Annotated in this window: 16 protein-coding genes; 9 read left to right on the forward strand and 7 right to left on the reverse strand. The window is 49.5% G+C overall.

Annotated elements, in window-relative coordinates:
* Positions 1–55: 55 nt before the first annotated feature.
* A complete protein-coding gene (locus tag H9I36_RS04780; RefSeq protein WP_187384238.1) occupies positions 56–304 on the reverse strand; it encodes an acyl carrier protein in 249 nt (82 codons plus the stop codon).
* A gap of 12 nt (positions 305–316) precedes the next feature.
* Complete coding sequence (locus H9I36_RS04785; RefSeq protein ID WP_187384239.1) at positions 317–574, reverse strand: phosphopantetheine-binding protein; 258 nt, start codon at positions 572–574, stop codon at positions 317–319.
* A gap of 129 nt (positions 575–703) precedes the next feature.
* On the opposite strand from H9I36_RS04785, the gene H9I36_RS04790 reads away from it, so the two are divergent.
* Positions 704–2,722, forward strand: coding sequence for a S1 family peptidase (locus H9I36_RS04790; protein WP_187384240.1), 2,019 nt, complete (start codon positions 704–706; stop codon positions 2,720–2,722).
* 223 nt (positions 2,723–2,945) lie between these two features.
* Here H9I36_RS04790 and H9I36_RS04795 read toward each other — a convergent pair whose 3' ends face one another.
* The 4 genes from H9I36_RS04795 to H9I36_RS04810 all read right to left on the reverse strand — a co-directional run bounded on the left by H9I36_RS04795 (position 2,946) and on the right by H9I36_RS04810 (position 6,400).
* Positions 2,946–3,266, reverse strand: coding sequence for a hypothetical protein (locus H9I36_RS04795; protein ID WP_187384241.1), 321 nt, complete (start codon positions 3,264–3,266; stop codon positions 2,946–2,948).
* Positions 3,263–5,359, reverse strand: coding sequence for a heavy metal translocating P-type ATPase (locus H9I36_RS04800; protein ID WP_187384242.1), 2,097 nt, complete (start codon positions 5,357–5,359; stop codon positions 3,263–3,265). Before H9I36_RS04800 ends, H9I36_RS04795 begins: the two co-directional genes overlap by 4 nt.
* Positions 5,360–5,368: 9 nt before the next feature.
* Positions 5,369–5,590, reverse strand: a complete 222-nt coding sequence (locus H9I36_RS04805) for a hypothetical protein (RefSeq protein WP_255422660.1) — start codon at positions 5,588–5,590, stop codon at positions 5,369–5,371.
* Positions 5,591–6,142: 552 nt separating this feature from the next.
* Positions 6,143–6,400 (reverse strand): SemiSWEET family transporter, encoded by a 258-nt coding sequence (locus H9I36_RS04810; protein ID WP_187384243.1) that lies wholly within the window; start codon positions 6,398–6,400, stop codon positions 6,143–6,145.
* A 356-nt stretch (positions 6,401–6,756) separates the two neighbouring features.
* Between H9I36_RS04810 and H9I36_RS04815 the strand changes: the two genes are divergently transcribed.
* From H9I36_RS04815 to H9I36_RS04830, 4 genes are all read left to right on the forward strand, one after another.
* Entirely contained in the window at positions 6,757–7,788 is a 1,032-nt protein-coding gene (locus H9I36_RS04815) for an ABC transporter substrate-binding protein (protein WP_187384244.1), read from the forward strand.
* 78 nt (positions 7,789–7,866) lie between these two features.
* Positions 7,867–8,976 (forward strand): ABC transporter ATP-binding protein, encoded by a 1,110-nt coding sequence (locus H9I36_RS04820; protein ID WP_187384245.1) that lies wholly within the window; start codon positions 7,867–7,869, stop codon positions 8,974–8,976.
* Positions 8,973–10,700, forward strand: coding sequence for an ABC transporter permease (locus tag H9I36_RS04825; protein ID WP_187384246.1), 1,728 nt, complete (start codon positions 8,973–8,975; stop codon positions 10,698–10,700). The genes H9I36_RS04820 and H9I36_RS04825 overlap by 4 nt, the downstream gene beginning before the upstream one ends.
* Before the next feature lie 4 nt (positions 10,701–10,704).
* Positions 10,705–11,814, forward strand: a complete 1,110-nt coding sequence (locus tag H9I36_RS04830) for an ABC transporter ATP-binding protein (RefSeq protein WP_021331606.1) — start codon at positions 10,705–10,707, stop codon at positions 11,812–11,814.
* Between the two features lie 70 nt (positions 11,815–11,884).
* Here the strand turns inward: H9I36_RS04830 and H9I36_RS04835 are convergent, their stop codons facing one another.
* Complete coding sequence (locus H9I36_RS04835; RefSeq protein ID WP_187384247.1) at positions 11,885–12,661, reverse strand: Rpn family recombination-promoting nuclease/putative transposase; 777 nt, start codon at positions 12,659–12,661, stop codon at positions 11,885–11,887.
* Positions 12,662–12,914: 253 nt separating this feature from the next.
* On the opposite strand from H9I36_RS04835, the gene H9I36_RS04840 reads away from it, so the two are divergent.
* The 4 genes from H9I36_RS04840 to H9I36_RS04855 all read left to right on the forward strand — a co-directional run bounded on the left by H9I36_RS04840 (position 12,915) and on the right by H9I36_RS04855 (position 19,901).
* Positions 12,915–15,182: a helix-turn-helix transcriptional regulator gene (locus H9I36_RS04840; protein ID WP_187384248.1), complete on the forward strand. Its 2,268-nt coding sequence runs from the start codon at positions 12,915–12,917 to the stop codon at positions 15,180–15,182.
* Complete coding sequence (locus H9I36_RS04845) at positions 15,169–17,337, forward strand: extracellular solute-binding protein (protein ID WP_187384249.1); 2,169 nt, start codon at positions 15,169–15,171, stop codon at positions 17,335–17,337. The genes H9I36_RS04840 and H9I36_RS04845 overlap by 14 nt, the downstream gene beginning before the upstream one ends.
* Positions 17,338–17,592: 255 nt before the next feature.
* Positions 17,593–18,915, forward strand: coding sequence for an ABC transporter substrate-binding protein (locus tag H9I36_RS04850; RefSeq protein WP_187384250.1), 1,323 nt, complete (start codon positions 17,593–17,595; stop codon positions 18,913–18,915).
* Between the two features lie 86 nt (positions 18,916–19,001).
* Positions 19,002–19,901, forward strand: coding sequence for a carbohydrate ABC transporter permease (locus tag H9I36_RS04855; RefSeq protein WP_187384251.1), 900 nt, complete (start codon positions 19,002–19,004; stop codon positions 19,899–19,901).
* Positions 19,902–19,907 lie beyond the last annotated feature (6 nt).

The raw sequence follows: 19,907 nt of genomic DNA on the forward strand, positions 1-19,907 counted from the left end.
ACATCGATAAAAAAAAGAAGCGGCCGGCTGCACGAGCTGCCGCGTTCATTTTTTATTAAGCCTGCTGCGTATACGGATACAATGCGTCGACGACATCCTGCATCGTCTTTACCGTTTTGAAAATCGCAGGGTCGACTTTTCCGGGAATAAAATCCTTCATCTTTACGATCAAGTCGATCGAATCGATGGAGTCAAGTTCAAGGTCATCGGCAAGCTTTGCCGTGGGAGTGATTTTATCCTCTTCGATTTCAAATTCTTTTGAAAGAATCGCTTTCAGTTTGTCGAAAATCTCTTCTTTAGTCATATACAATTCCTCTTACGCCTTTTCGGCTGCAATATATTCAGCTAATGCATCGACCGATGCAAAGTGCTTTTTATTATCAGCGCTTTCGGCTGAAAGCTTTACGCCGAATTTTTTCTTCAACGCCACACCCAATTCAAGAGCATCGATTGAATCAAGCCCCAAGCCCGTTCCGAAAAGCGGTTCGGCGTCGACGATGTCTTCCGGCTTTACGTCTTCCAGCTGCAACGACGATACAATCACTTCTTTGATCTGTCGCTTTAAACCATCCATACGGCTTTTTAAACCCCGTCCTTACAATATAATATATCGAATAATTATAAACAAATGTATAAAAAAAGCAATATGTGCATTTGACTGTGCACGCTGGAAATATTCGGGGAAGCGTGTTACAATCGCCTTATGAAAAACACACGAAAACTCTGTTTTGCCCTTGTCGTTTGGGCGTGCGCGTTTGTTTCGGTTTACGCGCAGACTATTTTGGAAAGCACCGTTTTGCAAAAAGTGCAGGCGGCGGTATTTGAAGTTGTCGTCGAAAAACCGGCGGAGGGAAATCTCACATACGAAAAAAAACTTCCGCTTGAGCGCATTCCTTTTGCGATCCGCAACGATGCGTACTTGCCGATCGGTACGGCGTTTTTGATGAACGACGGAAAATTTTATTCTGCGGCGCACGTATTTTCGCTGTACAAAGAAACGCTGTACACGAATTATTTTTTGCGCGGCAAAGACGGTAAAACATGGAAGATTTCGTCGGTTACGAAATTTGCGACCGACCGCGATTTTATCTGTTTCGATGTAGAAAATTTTACTGCGGATAAAAGCAAGGGACTTTCCGTCGCGCCCGATGCGGCGTTGAACTCGACCGTGTTTTCTGTGGGCAACGCGCTCGGCGAGGGTATCGTCATCAGAAACGGTGTGCTCACGAGCCGTACGCCCGAACAGGAAAACGGCGCATGGCAGTGGCTCCGCTTTTCGGCGGCCGCAAGCCCGGGAAATTCCGGCGGACCGCTTATCACGGAAAAAGGCGACGTCCTCGGTATTATCGCAATGAAAAGCCAAAACGAAAATTTAAACTACGCGCTGCCCTTTGCGGAAACGAAAAACGTCGCCGACAACACGGGTATCGTACACATTCCGTTTTACTATCGGCTGCCGACGATTTTGACGGAACGCTTTTATCATGTTTTCGATGAAAAGCTTTCGTTGCCGCAAAATCTCGGATCGCTCCGCGCGGAGATCACGTCGCGCAACAGAAACAATACCGACAAGCTCGTACACGACTTGGGCGAACGCTTTGCGCCCGACGCGAACGAAGGCTTTGCCCGAGCTGCCGGGGCCGCGGAAATGCTTTCGAATTCGTATATGGTCGGCTTTCCGTACACGATTTATCTGTCGGATGCGGGCAAGTGGGATTACGCGAAGCCGAAAGAAATTTCGACGCATCAGCTGGGTGACAACGGTTTTGTCAACTTCGGCGCCATGCTCGGTTATACGTTCGCTTATGTCGTAAAGCCCGAATCGGTCGCGCTGAAAGACCTCATCGCCTCTCCGAAAACGTACGTCGACTACATTCTCTCGGCGAGTAAAATCACGCGGAACGTTGCCGGCGAAAATATCGCGATCACATCCCTCGGCGATCCGTGTAAATCCGACAAGCACATCGATCGCTTCGGACGCACGTGGCTTATCAATTATTGGGAACTCCCCTTCGTCGATTATATGGCGATCGCGTACGCGCTTCCGATGCCGGACGGCGTGTACGTTATGCTTAAATTCGATTCGTATGGCGACGTTTTAAACGGGCACCGGCAGGATATGGCCTTTATCGCCGACTACGCGTATCCGTCGTATTCGGCGGAATTGAAACAGTGGAAAGAATATCTTGCGCTCTCCGAAGCGGAAGTCGGAAAACGCGATCCCGTTATCGCTTCCGTTTCGCTCGATTATTCCAAAAAACACATCGCCCTGAAAACCGGCGCCTATTCCGTCGATCTGCCGTCTTCGATTTTGTCGTCGGCGGACGATACGACGTTCGGTCTTTCGATCGGCTATGCGTTCAAAGACGGTAAACTCGTGCAGGAAGAAAGGGCGTTGAGCCTTGATACGAATAAGCGCGCGGAAAATTACCGCTTTTTGTTTATTTCCAAACAGCCCAAGCCGGATGCAAGCGCGCTCAAAAATACGGCGGAAAGCTGGGGACAAAAATGCGACGGTATTGCACCTTATGACGGAAAGCCGTACGACAGTGAACAATACACGATGATCGATAAAATTATCTACCCGGACGGCATCAGCTACAAAACCCGCAGCGATGCCGACTGCATCTATATTCTCGGCGGAGGATTAAGCGGTCAGGGAAAAAAGAACGAAGCGCTGCGCTTTATCGCGGCTGCGGAAAAGGCTGTCCGAGTACGGTAAGAGTTTTAACAACGTGCAGATTATTCCGGGAACGGATCGATCTGCACGTTTCAGCCGGGATACCTAAAACTCGAAATTGAGGCTATTTAGAAATTAAGTCTATTCAATCGATACAACAATCCCGCCGCTTTATGTGAGATAATTCTTCGCACGAATACAATTGAGAACCTTTAAATAGCAGTTTTTAGAAGCAACTTTGAAAAGGCGATTCTGCGGCGGATATTTATGCGCTCCCGCTCCACGAATCGACAATCGATTTGATCTGCGCTATATCGGATAGGATATCGCCGCGATTTTTTTCGGAATAAGAGGCGAGTTTTTGCCGGAGCTTTTTTAAAACGGGAACCAGCGTTTGCAGGCGTTCGAGCGGCACACCCTCAGGATCGTATGTGATAAGCATGCTGCCCGTTTTTTCGTTGTACTTCGGATCGGCTGCGGGGCAAATCGAGTGTAATACGGCGAGGGCGGCCGACCGTATCGCTTCGTCGCGGAGAGCGGGATCGCGCAAACGCAGCCTGCCCGGAAAATAATTGATCTGCATCATTCTTTTTTCAATAACGGCTGCATCGCCCGCACGGCAAATGCGATCGTCGACGAATTGTGCAAAACGGCTGCGAGGGACGGCGAAATAAAGCCGAACAAACCCGCGGCTATCAAGGCGGAATTAACAATTATTATATTTTTATTGTTGCCGTCGATTTTTTTCATCAAACGTTGTCCCATAATACGCGTTTTCAGCAGCGCCGCAAGTCCGTCGCCCGACGGCAGCACGATGTCCGCCGTCTCTCCGGTGATTTCCGCGCAGTCGCCCATGGCAACTCCGGTATTCGCAGCGGCGAGTGCAGGGGCATCGTTTATACCGTCGCCGATCATGATGACGGTGTGCCCTTCCCGCTTTTGTTTTTCGATGTATGCGACTTTGTCTTCCGGCAGCGCGTGCGCAATATAGTGATCGATGCCCGTAAGCTCCGCGGCAGTCTTCGCCGCACCCGCATCGTCGCCCGTTATCATCGTACAGTTGACGATGCCCGTACCGTGCAGGCGGCGGACGATCTCTTTCGCGTCGGCTCTCACGGGATCGGTGATCGCAAAAGCGGCGAGCAGCCCTTTTCCTTCGGCGAGGTACAAAAGCGATTCGCCCCGATCGAGCGCGTCTTTGGCGATCGCATCGAGATGTTCCGGACGCAGTACCTTTTCGTCTTCAAAGATAAAATGCCTGCTGCCGATTGAAAGGCGTTTACCGTTCAGTGTCGTTACGATGCCGTGTGCGACGATGTATTCGACTTTTGCGTGGCGTTCGGGATGCTTGAGTCCTTTATCAACGGCAGCCTGTACGATCGCATGCGCGACGGGATGCGTAAAATGTTCTTCCAAACAGGCGGCCGTCGCAAGCATCTCATCTTCGCTCTCTTTACCGAATACGATGATGCGTGAAAGCTTCGGTTCGGCTGCCGTAAGAGTGCCGGTTTTGTCGAACACGACGGTGTCGGCGCGGGATGCGTCTTCGAGAAATTTTCCGCCTTTGACAAGGATGCCGTGCTCGGCCGCTTCTTTCATCGCGCTCAATACCGCAAGAGGAGCTGCGAGCTTCATCGCGCACGAGTAATCGACCATAAGCGTCGACAGCACCTTTGTCATATTTCCGGTAAAAATAAAAGTCAAAAGCGAAAGCAAAAAATTATATTTGACAAGCTGATCGGCAAGGTGCTCCGAACGTACTTGCGACGAAACTTTCAGCTGCTGCGACGAATCGATCATTGCGAGGATATTCTGCACTTTCGTCTGACTGCCCGTCGCGCGTACGAGCACGAACAGCTCTCCTTCCTGCACGATCGTTCCGGCAAACACGCTGTGTCCTTTTCGCTTTTCGACGGCGAGCGGCTCTCCGGTGATCGACGCCTGATTGACAAGCGCTTCGCCTTTGACGACTTCGCCGTCCGCCGGAATGAGCGAACCCGTGCGCACCGCGACGATGTCGCCTTTTTTCAGCGTATACAGAGGAACCTTGCGTTCGGTATCCCCTTCGACGAGCTGCACTTGATCGTTTTCGGAAAACAGCGTCGACGCCAGATCTTCATAGGATTTCTTTTTCGTGTATTCTTCGATCGTTTCGCCGATATCGAGCAAAAAATTGATATTCGACGCGGTCGTCATATCGCCCGTCACGGCGGCTGCCGTAATGGCCGTCGCATCGAGAATGTCGGCGCAGAACACTCGCCCGGAAAAAATCCGTTTGCCGCCTTTTAAAACCCGCGGCGCAATCGAAGTGAACTGCAAGATCAATCGTAGCGGCGGAGGTAAAAGTCGTTTTGCATAGTGCCATGCCGCCATCGAGATGAGCGATCCCAAGAGGCTCGTCTGTTTCGTGGGGAGTGCAACGGAGGCAAGCATATCGTCGTCGTTGAGATATTTGTCGGAAAGAGCGGCAAACAGCGCTTTGATGCTTTGTTCGGATTGTTTCGTTTCGTCGTAACGGATAAGGAATGAACCCGTGATGTGATTGACCGTTACCTGGTTCATCCCTTCTTGAACGGACAACAAATTCTGCGCCAGAACAGCCTGACGCAGATTCACTTCAGATTTGTCGTACCGTATTCGGATGCGCCCCGGAAGAGAATGTTTTATATAAAAATTCATAAAGTATGATTATGCTTTTGCAGCGGTCTCTTTTTTGTGTTTCGCTTCGGCATCCGCATCTTCGGCGTCTTCTTTTACCGATTCAAAAAAAGCGGAAGCGTCATCTTTGAGCTGCAAGCCGGCGACCATCAGTTTGGAACAGCCTTTGCGGAAAGCATCCGTTTTGATAAGCGACACCGCTGCCGCACCGACAATCGCACCCAGTAAAAATTTTTTCATCCCGTCTGACATCGTATTCTCCTGCCGAAACCCGCCGGCTTTCATTTGTATTGAGTTTTATAATGTATGTATATGATACCGCTACGAGTGGGAAAATGCAAGAGTAAATAATTCCGAGCAGTGCGCAGGAATTATTTACGTCTCCTATAAAAGAAAAACGGCTCGGCCGTTTTTCAACTCACGACTTCCTCGAGTGATTCCGAGCAGTGCGGAGGATTTTTTCGCGTCTCCTATAAAAGAAAAACGTGTTGAGCGTTTTTCGCCTCTCGACTTCCTCGAGGGATTCCGAGCACGGAGATCAATTTTTAATGGGTAATGGGTGTTTTCTAATGGGTAATTGTTAATGTGTAATGGATAATTTCGGTAATGAAGCGGTATTGATTTTTCCATTTCAATAAGGACGCGAGGCGGCATCCGTGCCGTACATTGAGCGAAGTTCCCCGCGCAACTTGCAACGAGCACGAAGTGCGAAGTTCCCCGCGCGACTTGCAACGAGCACGGAGTGCGAAGTTCCCCGCGCAGGAATCGCTTTCAGACTTACAGACCTATCCCCTGCCGGTTTGATTAAAAGGCAGCAATTGTTGCAATTAGTCCGAAGATAACGCCGGGCAAATTTGCCGCCGATAAAGGATAGTCGCGTTTCTCTTTTAAAAGTCCGTAAGCTGTCCATATAGTGCAGTTGACCGCGGCAGCTAAAGGTTGTATAAACGGCGTTTTGTGTCCGTGAACGTCGCCCCATATTTGGGGAATGTATGATACATACATAAACACTGAAAGTACCGTTCCGATCCAGCCCAAAATTTTCAATTTTTTTTCGCTCATCTTGTTCCCCTTGCGGATCCTGAGCCCGCATATATGCGCCACTATATCGTAATTGTAAAAAAGGCACAATCAACAACCCCGACGCAGAGTGACGGGGTATGAAATCTTCCGCACGAATAAATCGCGTTATCGTTTCGATTCGCACAGGTCGTACTCCGGCAGCGGTCCTGCCGTTTGCCGCGGGACCTTTATCATTTGCTGAATTCGCGGTTTAAAAAACGGTTTTTTCAGCCGATTCCCGGAATTTACACTGGCAAAATCTACGATATGATTTATACTATACGCACAATCAAAAAAACTGTCCGAAAATCGAAGCTTTTGGACAGCCACATCGATTGTATTAGAAGGAGAATGATATGCACAAGCGAATCGCAGCCGTATCGGCGGCAATCCTATTGATCGCGGGAATAATCTCGTGTTCGAAAAAAAGCGCGGAATCCTCCGGGAAAGCGACATCTTCGTCGCAGTCCGGATCGGTCATGTTGTATTCGTCGCTGAAAGAAGCGCAGCTCATCGCGGTAAAAGAAGGGTTTACAAAAAAATACCCGAATATCGTTATGGATTATTATGCTGCGGGAACGAGCAAAGTCGCGACGAAGATGGCTGCCGAAAAGCAGTCGGGGCAAATCGCCTGCGATTTGGTATGGGTCGGCGATCCGTCGAACTATATTACATTCAAAGAGCAGGGCATCCTCGAAGCCTATGCGTCTCCCGAAGCCGCTCACGTCGACGCGTTGTATAAAGATCCCGAAAATTATTATTGCGGCGGACGCATGGTCGTCATGGGTTTCGCATACAATACGAATACGGTAAAACCGGAACAGGCGCCGAAAACGTGGAACGATCTGCTCGATCCGTTTTATAAAAATCAAATCGTTATGACCGATCCCGGCGAATCGGGAACGACGTTTTACGCGGTCGCGGGTTTGCTCGCCGACGCGAAATACGGCGAAGCTTATTTTAAAAAATTAAAAGCGGCGGGCACCGAACTTGAAAGCGGTACGACGTCGACGCATACGAAAGTCGCTGCGAGCGCATATAAAGTGTGTATCGCCGTCGACTACGTTACGCAGACGCTCGAAAGCGACGGTTCTCCGATCAAATTCGTGTATCCCGAAACCGATCTCGTCGCCATTTCAAGTCCGATCGCGCTCATTAAAAATTCCGCGAATCAGGAAAACGGCAAACTTTTGTACGATTACATCCTGTCGGAAGAAGGTCAGAAGATTTTGAGCGAACACGGCTGTGCGTCGATCAGAGACGACGTTCAAAAAGAGGGCAGTCTCTCTCCGTCGGAAATCGCCAAGCGCGCTATGAAAATCGACGACGCGGAAATTGCAAAGCACAGCGGCGATGTTCTCGCCGTCTTCGATAAAATCTTCAAATAAAAATTGCACGGCGGCGTTGCTCGTTATCGCGGCCGCCGCCGTATGCTGCGGTTTTCCATAAACCGATTCGGTACGTATATGGCTCAGATAAAATTCGATTCCGTTACATTCAGATACGGAGGGCACACGATATTCGAGGATTTTTCGCTCACGGTGGACGAAAGTCAAATCCTCGGCGTCGTCGGTCCGTCCGGCTGCGGCAAAACGACGCTCATCCGCTGTCTCTGCGGATTTATTAAACCTGAAAAGGGCGAAATCTATATCGGCGACACATGTGTGTTCAGCGCAAAAAAGCGCATCAACGTTGCGCCCGAAAAACGCAATATCGGCGTCGTCTTTCAGGATTACGCGGTGTGGCCGCATATGACGGTGTGGGAAAACGTCGTCTATCCGATGAAAAAGAAAAAGATGCCGAAAGACGAAATACAAAAAAAAGCGGAGTTCGCGCTTTCTCAAGTACGGATGGAAAAATATAAAAATCACTTGCCGTCTCAGCTGTCGGGCGGGCAGCAGCAGCGCGTTGCGATCGCGCGTTCTCTCGTGTCGTCGGACGACGTTATCGTACTCGACGAGCCGATCACGAACCTCGACGCAAAGCTCCGCGAAGAGATGCTCGTCGAAATACGGCAGATCCAGCGGACGGTCGGTACGACGATTTTATATATAACGCACGATCAGCAGGCGGCTTTGCAGCTCTGCGATAAAATCGCGGTGATGGATCCCTCCGGTGCTTTAAGCCAAATCGGCACCGACGAAGAGATCCTGCTCACCCCCGCCGATAAATTCGTCTTTACGTTTATCGGCGTATCGAATTTTATTCCGGTAAAGAAAAAATCAGACGGTATGTATTTCGATCTGAACGGCAAAGAGATACGCTACGCCGATGTCCCCGAATCCGCTTTGCCGTCCGATGTGACGAACGGCGAATACGATATGGGCATCCGTCCGTCCGACATCGTTTTCGACGACGCTTCTCCCGTGCGCGGCACCGTAAAGAGTTCGAGTTTTCTCGGAAGCGAAAGCACCTACTTCGTCGATTTCGAAGGCAAGGAAATACGCGTCGAACAGGGTACGCTCGACATGCTCAATTCCCGCGAATATGTGCCCGGCGACGTTGCGGGGCTGAAGTTCATCAATCCGAAATACTATGCGCGGGAAAAAACCGCCCGGGCGGCGGAGGCTGTATGATGTTTAAAAACCGCAATACCGATTTGGCAAAGCTCGACGGCAAACGTTTTGCCTTGAATCTCGACGGTGTCATGACGGCGCTCAGCTTTGTGATTTTGTTTATCGTTGTCATCATTCCGATCTTTATGATCATCTACAACGCGTTTTTTTACGAACACCGATTCGACTTGGGTTTGTTTGCACGCGTCATCGGCAACAAAGACAATATCGGCGCCATGTGGAATACGATCGTCATCGCGTTTTGGGTGACGGTGCTCGGTACGATCGTGGGGCTTTTTTACGCGTGGCTGCTCGGCAGAAGCGACATCCCGCTCAAAGGCCTCATGCGCAGCCTCTTTACGATCCCGTATATGTTTCCGCCGTTTTTCGGAGCGATGGCGTGGGACTTGATGCTTTCCGCTCGCGGCGGCTATATCAACAATTGGATCATGGCGACTTTCCATTTGCAAAAGGCGCCCGTCAACATCAATTCGGTGTGGGGTATCATATTCGTCGAAGTGTCGTATTATTTTCCGTTCGTGTTTATGCAGGTCGTCAGCGCGCTTGAACGCATGGATCCGACGCTTGAAGAATCCGCGCGCATCGCCGGTGCAAAGCAGGGCTACGTTATCAGAAGGATTACGCTTCCGCTCGTGCTGCCTGCCATATCGTCGGGTGCGCTGCTCATCCTCATTTCATCGCTCGCGCATTTCGGCGTTCCGTCGATTCTCGGATTTTCGCAAAATATCTATACGCTGCCGACGAAGATTTATCAATTGATAAACCGTGCGGCCGGCGATTTCAACGGCATCCGCGAAGGGGCGGCTCTTTCGGTTTTGCTCGTCATCGTCGTGTCGATCGCTCTCGTTATTCAAAAGCTCGTGCTGCGCTCGGGCAGTTACGATATCATCAAAGGAAAGAGCATGCGCCCGACGCTGATCAAATTGCGCCACGGAAAATATCCGCTGCTGGTTATCGCATTTTTGTCACTCATCGTCATCGTGCTCGTACCGCTCGTCATGATTTTCCTCGTCGGATTTTTGAAAGCGTACGGACTGCCGCTTACGTTTGCAAACTTTACGTTTAAAAATTATGCGAACATATTGTTCGGCAATAAAATGGTAACGGATTCGATCCGCAATTCGCTGTTTCTTTCCGTTTCCGCCGGCGTGTTGAGTATGTTCCTCGGCGTTATGATCGCGTACGTTGTCAACAAAATCAAACCGAAGGGCAAGGGCATTTTGGAAATCGTTTCGGTACTTCCGTATTCGATTCCGGGAACGGTACTCGCCATCGGCGTTATCCTCGCGTGGTCGGGCGTCATCTTCCATATCAATTTATACAATACGATTTGGATCATCCTCATCGCGTACATCGCGCGTTATCTGTCGTTTTCGATGAAGTCCGCGTCCGCGTCTCTGCAGCAAGTGCATCCGTCTCTCGAAGATGCCGCGCGTTCGTGCGGGGCGTCTCACAGCGAAGCGCTCAAAGACATAACGCTGCCTCTTATCCGGCCGGCGATGGTGTCGGGATTTTTCCTGATCTTTTTGCCCGCCATGCGCGAACTCACCACATCGGTGCTGCTCTACGGTCCGTATACGCGGACGCTCGGGGTGGCGATTTACTCGCTGCGCAGCGACGGTTATATCCAGAGAGCTTCCGCGCTCGCTTCGGTAGCCATCATATTGATCATCGTGTGCAATACGATCGTCACGCAGATCACAAAAGAGAGAAAAGGAAGGTAGAGCCGTGGCTCAAGTCGTATTAAAACACGTTACGAAAAAATTCGAAGAAAAATCGATAGAGTCGGTTGTCGCGGTAGACGACTTCAATCTCGAAATTGAAGAGGGCGAATGCTTTTCGTTTCTCGGCCCGTCGGGCTGCGGTAAAACGACGACGCTCCGCATGATCGCGGGCTTCGAAGATTTAACCGAAGGCGAAATTCATTTATGCGGGCGGCCGGTGTCGGTCAAAAGCAAAAACTTGTACGTGCCGCCGGAAGAACGCGGATTGGGTATGGTGTTTCAAGCGTTCGCGGTGTGGCCGCACATGAACATTTTCGAAAACGTCGCGCTGCCGCTCAAAGTGCAAAAAGTCGCACGGAACGAAATCAAAGAGCGGGTTGCCGCAGCTCTTTCGTATACGAATTTGGACGGATTGGAATCGCTCTATCCGGGAAATCTTTCCGGCGGACAGCAGCAGCGCATCGCTCTTGCGCGCGCGATCGTGACGAATCCGAAAGTCATGCTGCTCGACGAACCGCTTTCGAATCTCGATCCGAAACTTCGCGAGTCGATGCGTTTCGAAATCAAAGAACTGCAGAAAAAATTCAATTTTACGATCATCTTCGTCACGCACGATCAGTCCGAAGCGATGGCACTGTCCGACCGCATGATGGTCATGGACATGGGAAAGATCGTCCAAATCGATACGCCGCGCAATCTTTACAACAAACCGGTGAACAGATTCGTGCACAGCTTTTTGGGAAAATCGACCTTTGTCAAAGTCGAAATCAAAGACGGCAAAGCGTATCCCGACGGCGATTATTCGCAGGCCATTCCGTGCCGGCTTCCCGACGACGCGTCGAACGGGGAAAAGCGTTTTATGGCGGCGCGCCCGAATGCGATCAATCTGAATAAATCGGTCGGATATAAAACGAAAATCGAAAAGCGCGTGTTCCTCACCGATTGCACCGAATACTACGTAAAAGTCGGCGGACAGATGCTCCTCGTGCAGACGCCGCACCGCGTCGTATTCAGACAGGGAGAGGAGTGCCGCGTCGATTTGGTCGGCGTCATGTGGTATAAAGACGACGATAAAAACTCCGAAGAAGAGCGCGCCCGTCGCCAACTCGTCTAATTGCGCGGAGTGCTTGCGTAAAGCTTATGCGCAAAGCGCTTCCGACGGCACAGTGCATTTGCATCCAAGTTTACAGCTTTTCCACTTCCGCTTCGCTGAGGCCGGTCATTGCGCAAATTTCCGCCACTTGATAATTGTGAGCGCGCATCAACTTTGCCGTTTCAATGGCTTTTTGATATGAACCTTCGGCAAAGCCTTTATCCCGGGCATCCATTTCAAACCCCGACATAAAGCGGTATTCCTGCCGTGCCTGTTCACTTTTTTTTACAGTTTGTATCATCGTTTCTATCCTCCCTGTATATTCCGTATTTGCGGCTCCTGTCTTGAGATATTCCAAAAAACCTTTGAGCTCCGCATCCTTGGTTTTATTAAAAGCTTCCGCGTTTATTATAATCTTTTTTGTACCGTCTTGTAAGGGCGTTTGCCGGTTTTCAATGCAGATGTTTTCAAAGGTGTAAAGCGGCCGGCCTTTGCCGAGTGCATCGAAAAGGCAGACGAAAATAATGTAGCAGTCGTTTAAGGCTTTGTAATGCGTTCCCTTGTCCAAGAATGCTATGTCAATCGCTGCTTGATAGTATCGCATACGTTTCGGGATATTGTGTTCGTTCGATACCTGCATTTCGATATCGTAAGATTTGCCCGCTTCGTCTTTTACAAGTAAGTCGAGGCGTACCGACTTTGCTGCAACGCCGGTCGCTACGGTGTTTTGTGGCGACAGGTAGGCAATCTTCCCGATCTCATTTGCCAAGACCATTTCGAGGAATTCTTTACAAATACCTTCATCCTGCATGATTTTACAGAACATAAAATCGTCGGCGATAGTCAGATCGTCAAAACTTTTGTGCATAAATGACCTCCGTTATATATATCGCGAAGATATTGCGATTTCGGAGTTTTTTGTAAAATGTAAGTTTCCTGTGCCGTACGCTCGTTGCAAGCTGCGCGCCCGTCGCCAATTCGTATAATTGCGCGGAGTGCTTGCGTAAAGTTTATGCGCAAAGCGCTCCCGACGGCACAGTGCCGGATGCGGGACTCGAGTGCTGAAAAAGCGGCGCATTTGTGCTATACTTATTAAAAGCAGGTTTTTGCTTTCGATGAGTATGAAAAGTTCTACTTCGTATTACGCGGCATTTACGTGGCTGTTTCACTTTCTCACTGCAGCTCTGTCCTTTGTCGTCGTCGTCGCGATTTTGAGCGCGGCGCACGAAAAAATGGTACTGCGCGCCATTTCCAATATGACCGGCGAACTCGTGCAGTATGCCGACAGCACGGCAAAACAAGTGCACACGATGCTGACCGCCTGCACATATCAGAACTTTTACAATCCCCAAGTAACGAAACTGCGCACACAGGCCGACGTTTCCAATTTTGACGCGATACTCGCGATCAGGGTATTGAATTCGTTTACGAGCTCGAACGGCTTTATCGATTCGGTGTACGTGTACAACGCTCGCCGCGCATACGTCTATTCGACAAAGGAAACGGGTTCCGATACGTGCGGCGATTTTCCCGACAGGGGGGCCGTCGAATTGCTGACCTCAAAGGACGCGAGTTATCCGTATTTGATTTGGAGGGGCGATGTGTATTCGCTTATCATTTCGGAAACGGACGCCCGTGGCGTATGCACGAATGCGATGATGGTCAATTTCGACGCAAAAGAATTTAATAAATTGTATTTTCAATTTCCGTACGACAACTGCGTGCTCTACCGCCTCGATACCGATGAAATCGTGTTTCCCGATGTCGTTTCCGAAAATACGGCTTCCTGCGATTTTTCGGCGATACGGAACGCTTCGGCACTTTCGGGCTACATAACGGTAAAACCGCGCGCATCGGGGTATGCGGCGGGAAAGAAGGTGAGAGACACATCGTTTATCTATTCGTATCTTGCAGACCCGCAGCTCTACTATATACGCTGCATCGACGCCGACAGGCTTTCGTACGAACTCGAAAGTTTTCGGACGACCGCCGTACAGGTTGCCGCGATTATCCTCATAAGCTGGCTTTTCGTTTCGCTGCTCATATTGATACGCTTTTACGTTCCGCTCAAAAAAGTTGTTAATTTTTTTGCCGTACAAACAGGGCAGAACGTTTCCGGTGAAGATGCGGTTTTTAATAATATCGATCAGTATCTTCAAAAAGAGCTCGTAAGCAAAGAAGCATCCGCTTCCATATTAAAGCGGGAATATCTGAAACAGCTGCTTACCTCTCCCGCTCCGGACGATGTCGATTTGCAAACGGCTTTCGGCGGCTGTGAAACCGAGCTCGATACATCGCATCCGCTGTACATCGTTTTAACCGCGTCCGAACTTTTGCCGGGTGTCGAACGAACGGCAGCGCAACCGGCATCGGCGGCGGCAGAAAAATCCGCCGCCGAATCTGTAAAATGTGCGCCGGCGGAAACCGCGCGGCAAGGGGATGCTCCGTGTGCGGCGGAACGCGTTGCCGTCGACGATCTCTTTGCGTTTATCGTTCAGTTTTCGAGCGAAGAAAAAGCGTCCGCATATTTTGAGCGCATCGCGGGGAACAAAAAAGCCTTTGCGGTTATTTCCGAAAAAATCTGCGGCGCGTGCGATATGTACCGTTCTTTTACACGACTTCGGGAATTGTATGCGGCGCGCATCTTTTACCGCGAAAAAGGGGCGGCGTATGAGCGTTATATCGATACGCGGAAAAGCGGCATGCGCTATCCGGAAGCGATCGAAGCGAAATTGATGCAGGCGCTCCGGGCCGGTAACCGTGCGGCGGCGGAAGCCTCTTACGGCGATACGGTACGCGAACTCTGCGAATACCGATACGCCGCGATCGTGTTTAATTTGAAGCGCCTTTATGTAAACCTTACGGCCGCGTTGGACGGTACGCCCTCCGCCGAAAAAGAGGAACGGTTGTACGACAGCGCCGACCGCATCGCGCTCGTCATCGAACAGGCGAAAGATATTTCGGACATAGATGCGGAGTATTATGCGCTTATGGAAAAGATCTGTGCGCAGAGCGAAGAGCAGCATAAGCAAAAGCAAAAGAAAACGGCCGAACGGATCAAACGGATCGTCGACGAGCAATTGTACGATGCACAGCTTTCTTCAAAGGCGATCGCGGACAGTCTCGGCTTGTCCGATACCTATGTTTCGAAATTGTTTAAAGCGTCGGAAAATATTTCGATCGCAAATTATATCAATGAAGCGCGGATGGCGCATGCAAAGCGGCTTTTGCTGGAAACCGATTTGACGATAAAAGAGATCGCCGAGCGGATCGGCATATCGAACAGTCAATATTTTTACGTGCTGTTTCGAAAATATTTCGGCGCGTCTCCCGCGCAGTTCAGGATGCGGCCGGAGCAGCTGACGGAAAAAGCCTATGGCGACGATTAAAGACATTGCAAATCTTGCAGGTGTTTCTCACGGAACCGTTTCGAACGTGCTCAATAAAAAAGGAAACGTCAGCGTACAAAAAATCAATCTCGTCGAAAATGCCGTACGGCAGCTGGGGTTTAAACCCAATGCGCAGGCGAAGCAGCTGAAACAGGGAAAGACGAACAGAGTCGCAATCATCGTACCGAAGCTGCATATAAAACGATACGGAGATCTGTATGCGGGCGTCGCCTTTGTACTGAACGATTCCGATTACGATCTTACGATTTACAGTACCGACGATTCCGGCGAAAAGGAAACGAGGCTCGTCGATACGATATGCGCGGAAAATCCGAGCGCGCTCATCGTCATAAGCGCTTCCCTGCAGCGTATTGCACGGTATAAAGATTCGATGCTTTTTTATGTGGAACGCCGCGTGTCCGATCCCGACGCGTTTTTTTACGCTTTCGATTTTGAGCGTGCGGGTACGGAGCTTGCCGAAAGCGCCGTAAAAAACGGACGGCGGAAGGTTGCCGTGTTTTGCGGCCCGGCACGATACAGCTGCAACGAAGACTTCGTCCGCGGCTGTATTTCGGTTTTAAAAAATGCCGGCTGCCGCTGTTCGGTTTTTTATTCGGAAGAGTCGATGTGCGCGAATACGGCGTTTGCGATCGTATCGGATGATGCCGCGTTCGATGCCGTACTTGTTTTCGGACATGAAAACGAAGAATATGTGAAAACCGCTCATGCGTATTACAATCCCGCTTCTCCTTTGCAAATTTTTACCGTAACAAATAAATCGATGATGCACGGATTCGGGGCAGTATTGTATGAATTGAATTATAAATATCTCGGCTGCCGAATCGCACAGCGCATTTTGCATAAAACATCGGAGACGGAAAAAGAATGTATCTTTCCCGCCGACGGCTTTTTGAATTCGAGCGAACCGACCCGCCGCATCGCAAAGCGCGAGCAGATCAATTTGCTTACGTTGAACAGTCCTACGGCCTATGCGCTGAAAGCTCTCGCTCCGTCTTTTGCCGCGAAAACGGGTATCGCGCTGAAAATCATCACAATGCCGTACGACGAATTGTACAAAGCGGCAGCGGAGAGCAAAGACAGCAAAGCGTACGATTTGATACGGCTCGATATGATGTGGCTGACCGAAATCGGCGGAGCGATTTTTTTGCCGATCGATCTCGAAACCGATCCCTATAAAACGATCTCCGAATCTTTTTCGACGAAAATTCCGCGCGATTATTATTATTCGGAAAATAAAATCGTCGCCTTACCCTTCGATATAAGCGTGCAGATGCTGTATTATCGGAAAGATCTCTTTGAAGACAGCCTCATACGCCGCTCTTTTTTTGAAGCGACGAAGCGGCAGCTCACCCTTCCGAAAACCTATGCCGAATACGATGAGATCGCGTCGTTTTTTACGAAAACGCGGAATGAAAAATCTCCCACCGATTACGGCACGTCGTTAGTGATCGGTTCGTCGGCAACTGCGGCTTGCGAATTTTTGCCGCGCTACCGTTCATACGGCGGCCGCTTTTACGACGATGCGGGCCGCATAAACGTTACCGATCCGCTTTTCCGTAAAGCGTTGATCGAGCACATAAAAAGCGCTGAGTGCATTCCGAAGCATACGCTGAACTGGTGGTCGGAAGCGATGAGCGAATTCGCGTCGGGAAGCACGGCTATGACCGTCGTCTTTTGCAATTATGCGTCCGCAATCATGCACTATAAAAATTCCGAATTTGTCAATAAAATCGGTTTTTCGCAAGTACCCGGCGGCTTTCCGCTTTTGGGCGGAGGCAGCATCGGCATTTCCAAAAATACCGCGAAGCTCGACGCTGTCCGCGAATTTTTTTTATGGCTGTACTCCGATCACACTGCTTCGATGATTTCGTATCTCGGCGGCTATATCAACAATAAAAAATTATTGTCCGATATCGATATTTTGAGTTTGTATCCGTGGATAGCGGGGGTCGACGCGGCGATGGCCGACGGACGGCGCCACGACGAAGTGCCGAACGCCGCATTTAACGAATATCGATTTGAAAAGATACTCGGCTCGTCCATCCGTTCGGCGCTGTTCGGTATTTTGGACGTCGATTCCGCGATCGCCGAAGCGCAAAAAAATCTCGATGCCGCATTTAATCGACCGAAATAGCAAAAATGTCAGCTGATATTTTCCAAGCTCGGCATTCGAGCAAAAATTGAGATATTTTGGCTGCGGTCATGGCAAAAATTCTAGAAATACTATACAAATGTATTAAAATCTAAAAAAAACAAGGATTTTGTAAAAAAAATAATTTGACACGTACCAATTCATGGTATATACTTTATATAATACGGCATTGCAGAAAATGCAGGTTTTCGAAGCTGCCGTATCGGTGCGCGTATCGCACTATCTGCAGGAGGACGTATGAAAAAATTGTTGGCAGCCGCTTTGGCTGTATTCTGTCTGGTCGGCTCGATGTCGTTCGCACTCGGGACCGGCGATTCGGCCGAGGGAAAAAATATCGAGATGACCTTTTTCTTTCCGGTCAATGTCGGCGGAGCCGTTACGAAATTCGTCGATAAAATTTGCAACGATTGGAACGAACTGCATCCCGAAGCGATCGTAAAACCCGTCTATACCGGCAACTACGACGATACCGTCGTGAAAATTCAAACTGCTGTGCAGGGCAAAAATCCTCCCGATCTGTTTATCAGCCTTGCAACGCAGCGCTATTCTATGTGGGTACAAAATGCCGTTATCGCTCTCGACGATTTGATCGCTGCCGACGGAGCGGCGGGCAAAGCGTATATTGACGATTTCCTTTCCGGATTTATGGAAGACTCCTACGTCGAAGGAAAAATCGTGAGTATCCCGTTTCAGCGGAGTACCGAAATCATGTTCTACAACAAGGATGCATTTAAAGAAGTCGGACTCGATCCTGAAAAGCCGCCGAAGACGTGGACGGAACTGGCGAACTATGCGCAAAAATTAACAAAAGTCGGAAGCGACGGACAGGTTGCACGCTACGGAGTCGGCATTGCGCTCAACAGCGGCAGCGCACAGTGGCAATTTACGGGATTCTGTTTGCAGAATTCGAAAGACGGAGCAAACCTCATGAGCGCAGACGGTAAACACGCTCTGTTCGATACTCCGGAAAATGTCGAAGCGCTGCAGTTCTGGTGCGATCTGCAAAATAAATATAAATGCATGCAGTCTGGTATTGTTCAGTGGACGGATTTGCCGGGACAATTTTTGAGCGGCAAAGTCGCGATGATTTATCATACGACGGGAAATCTCGGAAACATCAGCAAAAATGCGACGTTCAATTACGGAGTTTGCTTCCTTCCGGGTAACAAGCGTCAAGCAGCTCCTACGGGCGGCGGAAATTTTTATATTTCAAAGGGTATTTCAAAAGAGCGCCAAAAAGCCGCATGGGAATTTATTAAATTCGCAACGGCTCCCGAACGCGCGGCTCAGTGGAGCGTCGACACGGGATATGTCGTAACGAGAAAATCTGCGCTCAATACGCAGCAGATAAAAGATTACTATGCGAAACTTCCGCAAGCGCGCGTTGCATACGATCAGATTCCCATCAGTAAACCGGAACTGACTACATATAACTCGACGAAATCGTGGAGAATTCTTAACGATGCGATTCAAAGCGCAATCACCGGAGAAAAGACGCCGGCAAAAGCGCTCGCCGATGCGCAGAAAGACGCCGATGCCGATCTGAAGCGGTTTTGGTAAACGGCTGGAATTATAAAATGTGCGGGGCTGTCCTTGCTGAAGTTTTGAATAACTCTCGGGACAGCCCCTTGTTGTAGGGAATAACTATGGAATTGCAAAAAAGAAAATACAGACGGATGAACGATGCGGTAAAAGGCTGGCTCATGCTTGCTCCGACGTTGTTCTTTATGTTTATATTTACCGTCTGGCCCATACTGAAAAGCGCCTATCTCGGATTGACGGCGTTCGAAATCGGTATGCCGAAGCCGCAGTTTATCGGACTGCATAATTATATCGAATTCGCGAAGAGCGAACTGTTTTGGAAAGTCATGCGCAATACGCTGTACTTTTCCGTGTTGACCGTTGTGCCGGCTTTTATCATCGGACTTATGCTTGCCATGCTTGTCAATAAAAAGAATATGAAATTTATCGGCTTTTTTCGTACGTCGTTTTTTTATCCCGTCGTTATGCCGATGATAGCGATTGCGAGTATTTGGCTTTTCATCTATATGCCCGAAACGGGAATGTTCGATCAACTGCTTACCGGAATCGGTTTGAAACCGCTCGGCGTTCTCTCCGATAAAAAAACGGTACTGCCGGCAATGGCTTTTATGTACGTATGGCGTGAAGCCGGGTATCTGATGATATTTTTTCTTTCCGGTTTGCAAAATCTCGATAAAGAATTATATGAAGCGGCGATACTTGACGGTTCGCCTGCATTCTATACGTTCAGAAAGATTACGCTGCCGCTGCTTGCACCGACAACCTTGTTTGTCACGATCACCGCGTTGACCGACAGTTTGAAGCTCGTCGATCACGTTGTTATTATGACGGAAGGCGCGCCGAACAATGCGAGTACATTGCTGCTCTATTATATTTATCAGCAAGGATTTATTTTCTTCGACCAGGCAAAAGCGTCCGCGCTTACCGTCATCATGCTGGTGATAATGCTGATTATATCTATGGGACAATTTGTTAACAGCGACAAACGCATTTATTATAATTGAAAAGGT

Source organism: Treponema sp. Marseille-Q4130 (assembly GCF_014334325.1).
GTDB lineage: Bacteria > Spirochaetota > Spirochaetia > Treponematales > Treponemataceae > Treponema_D.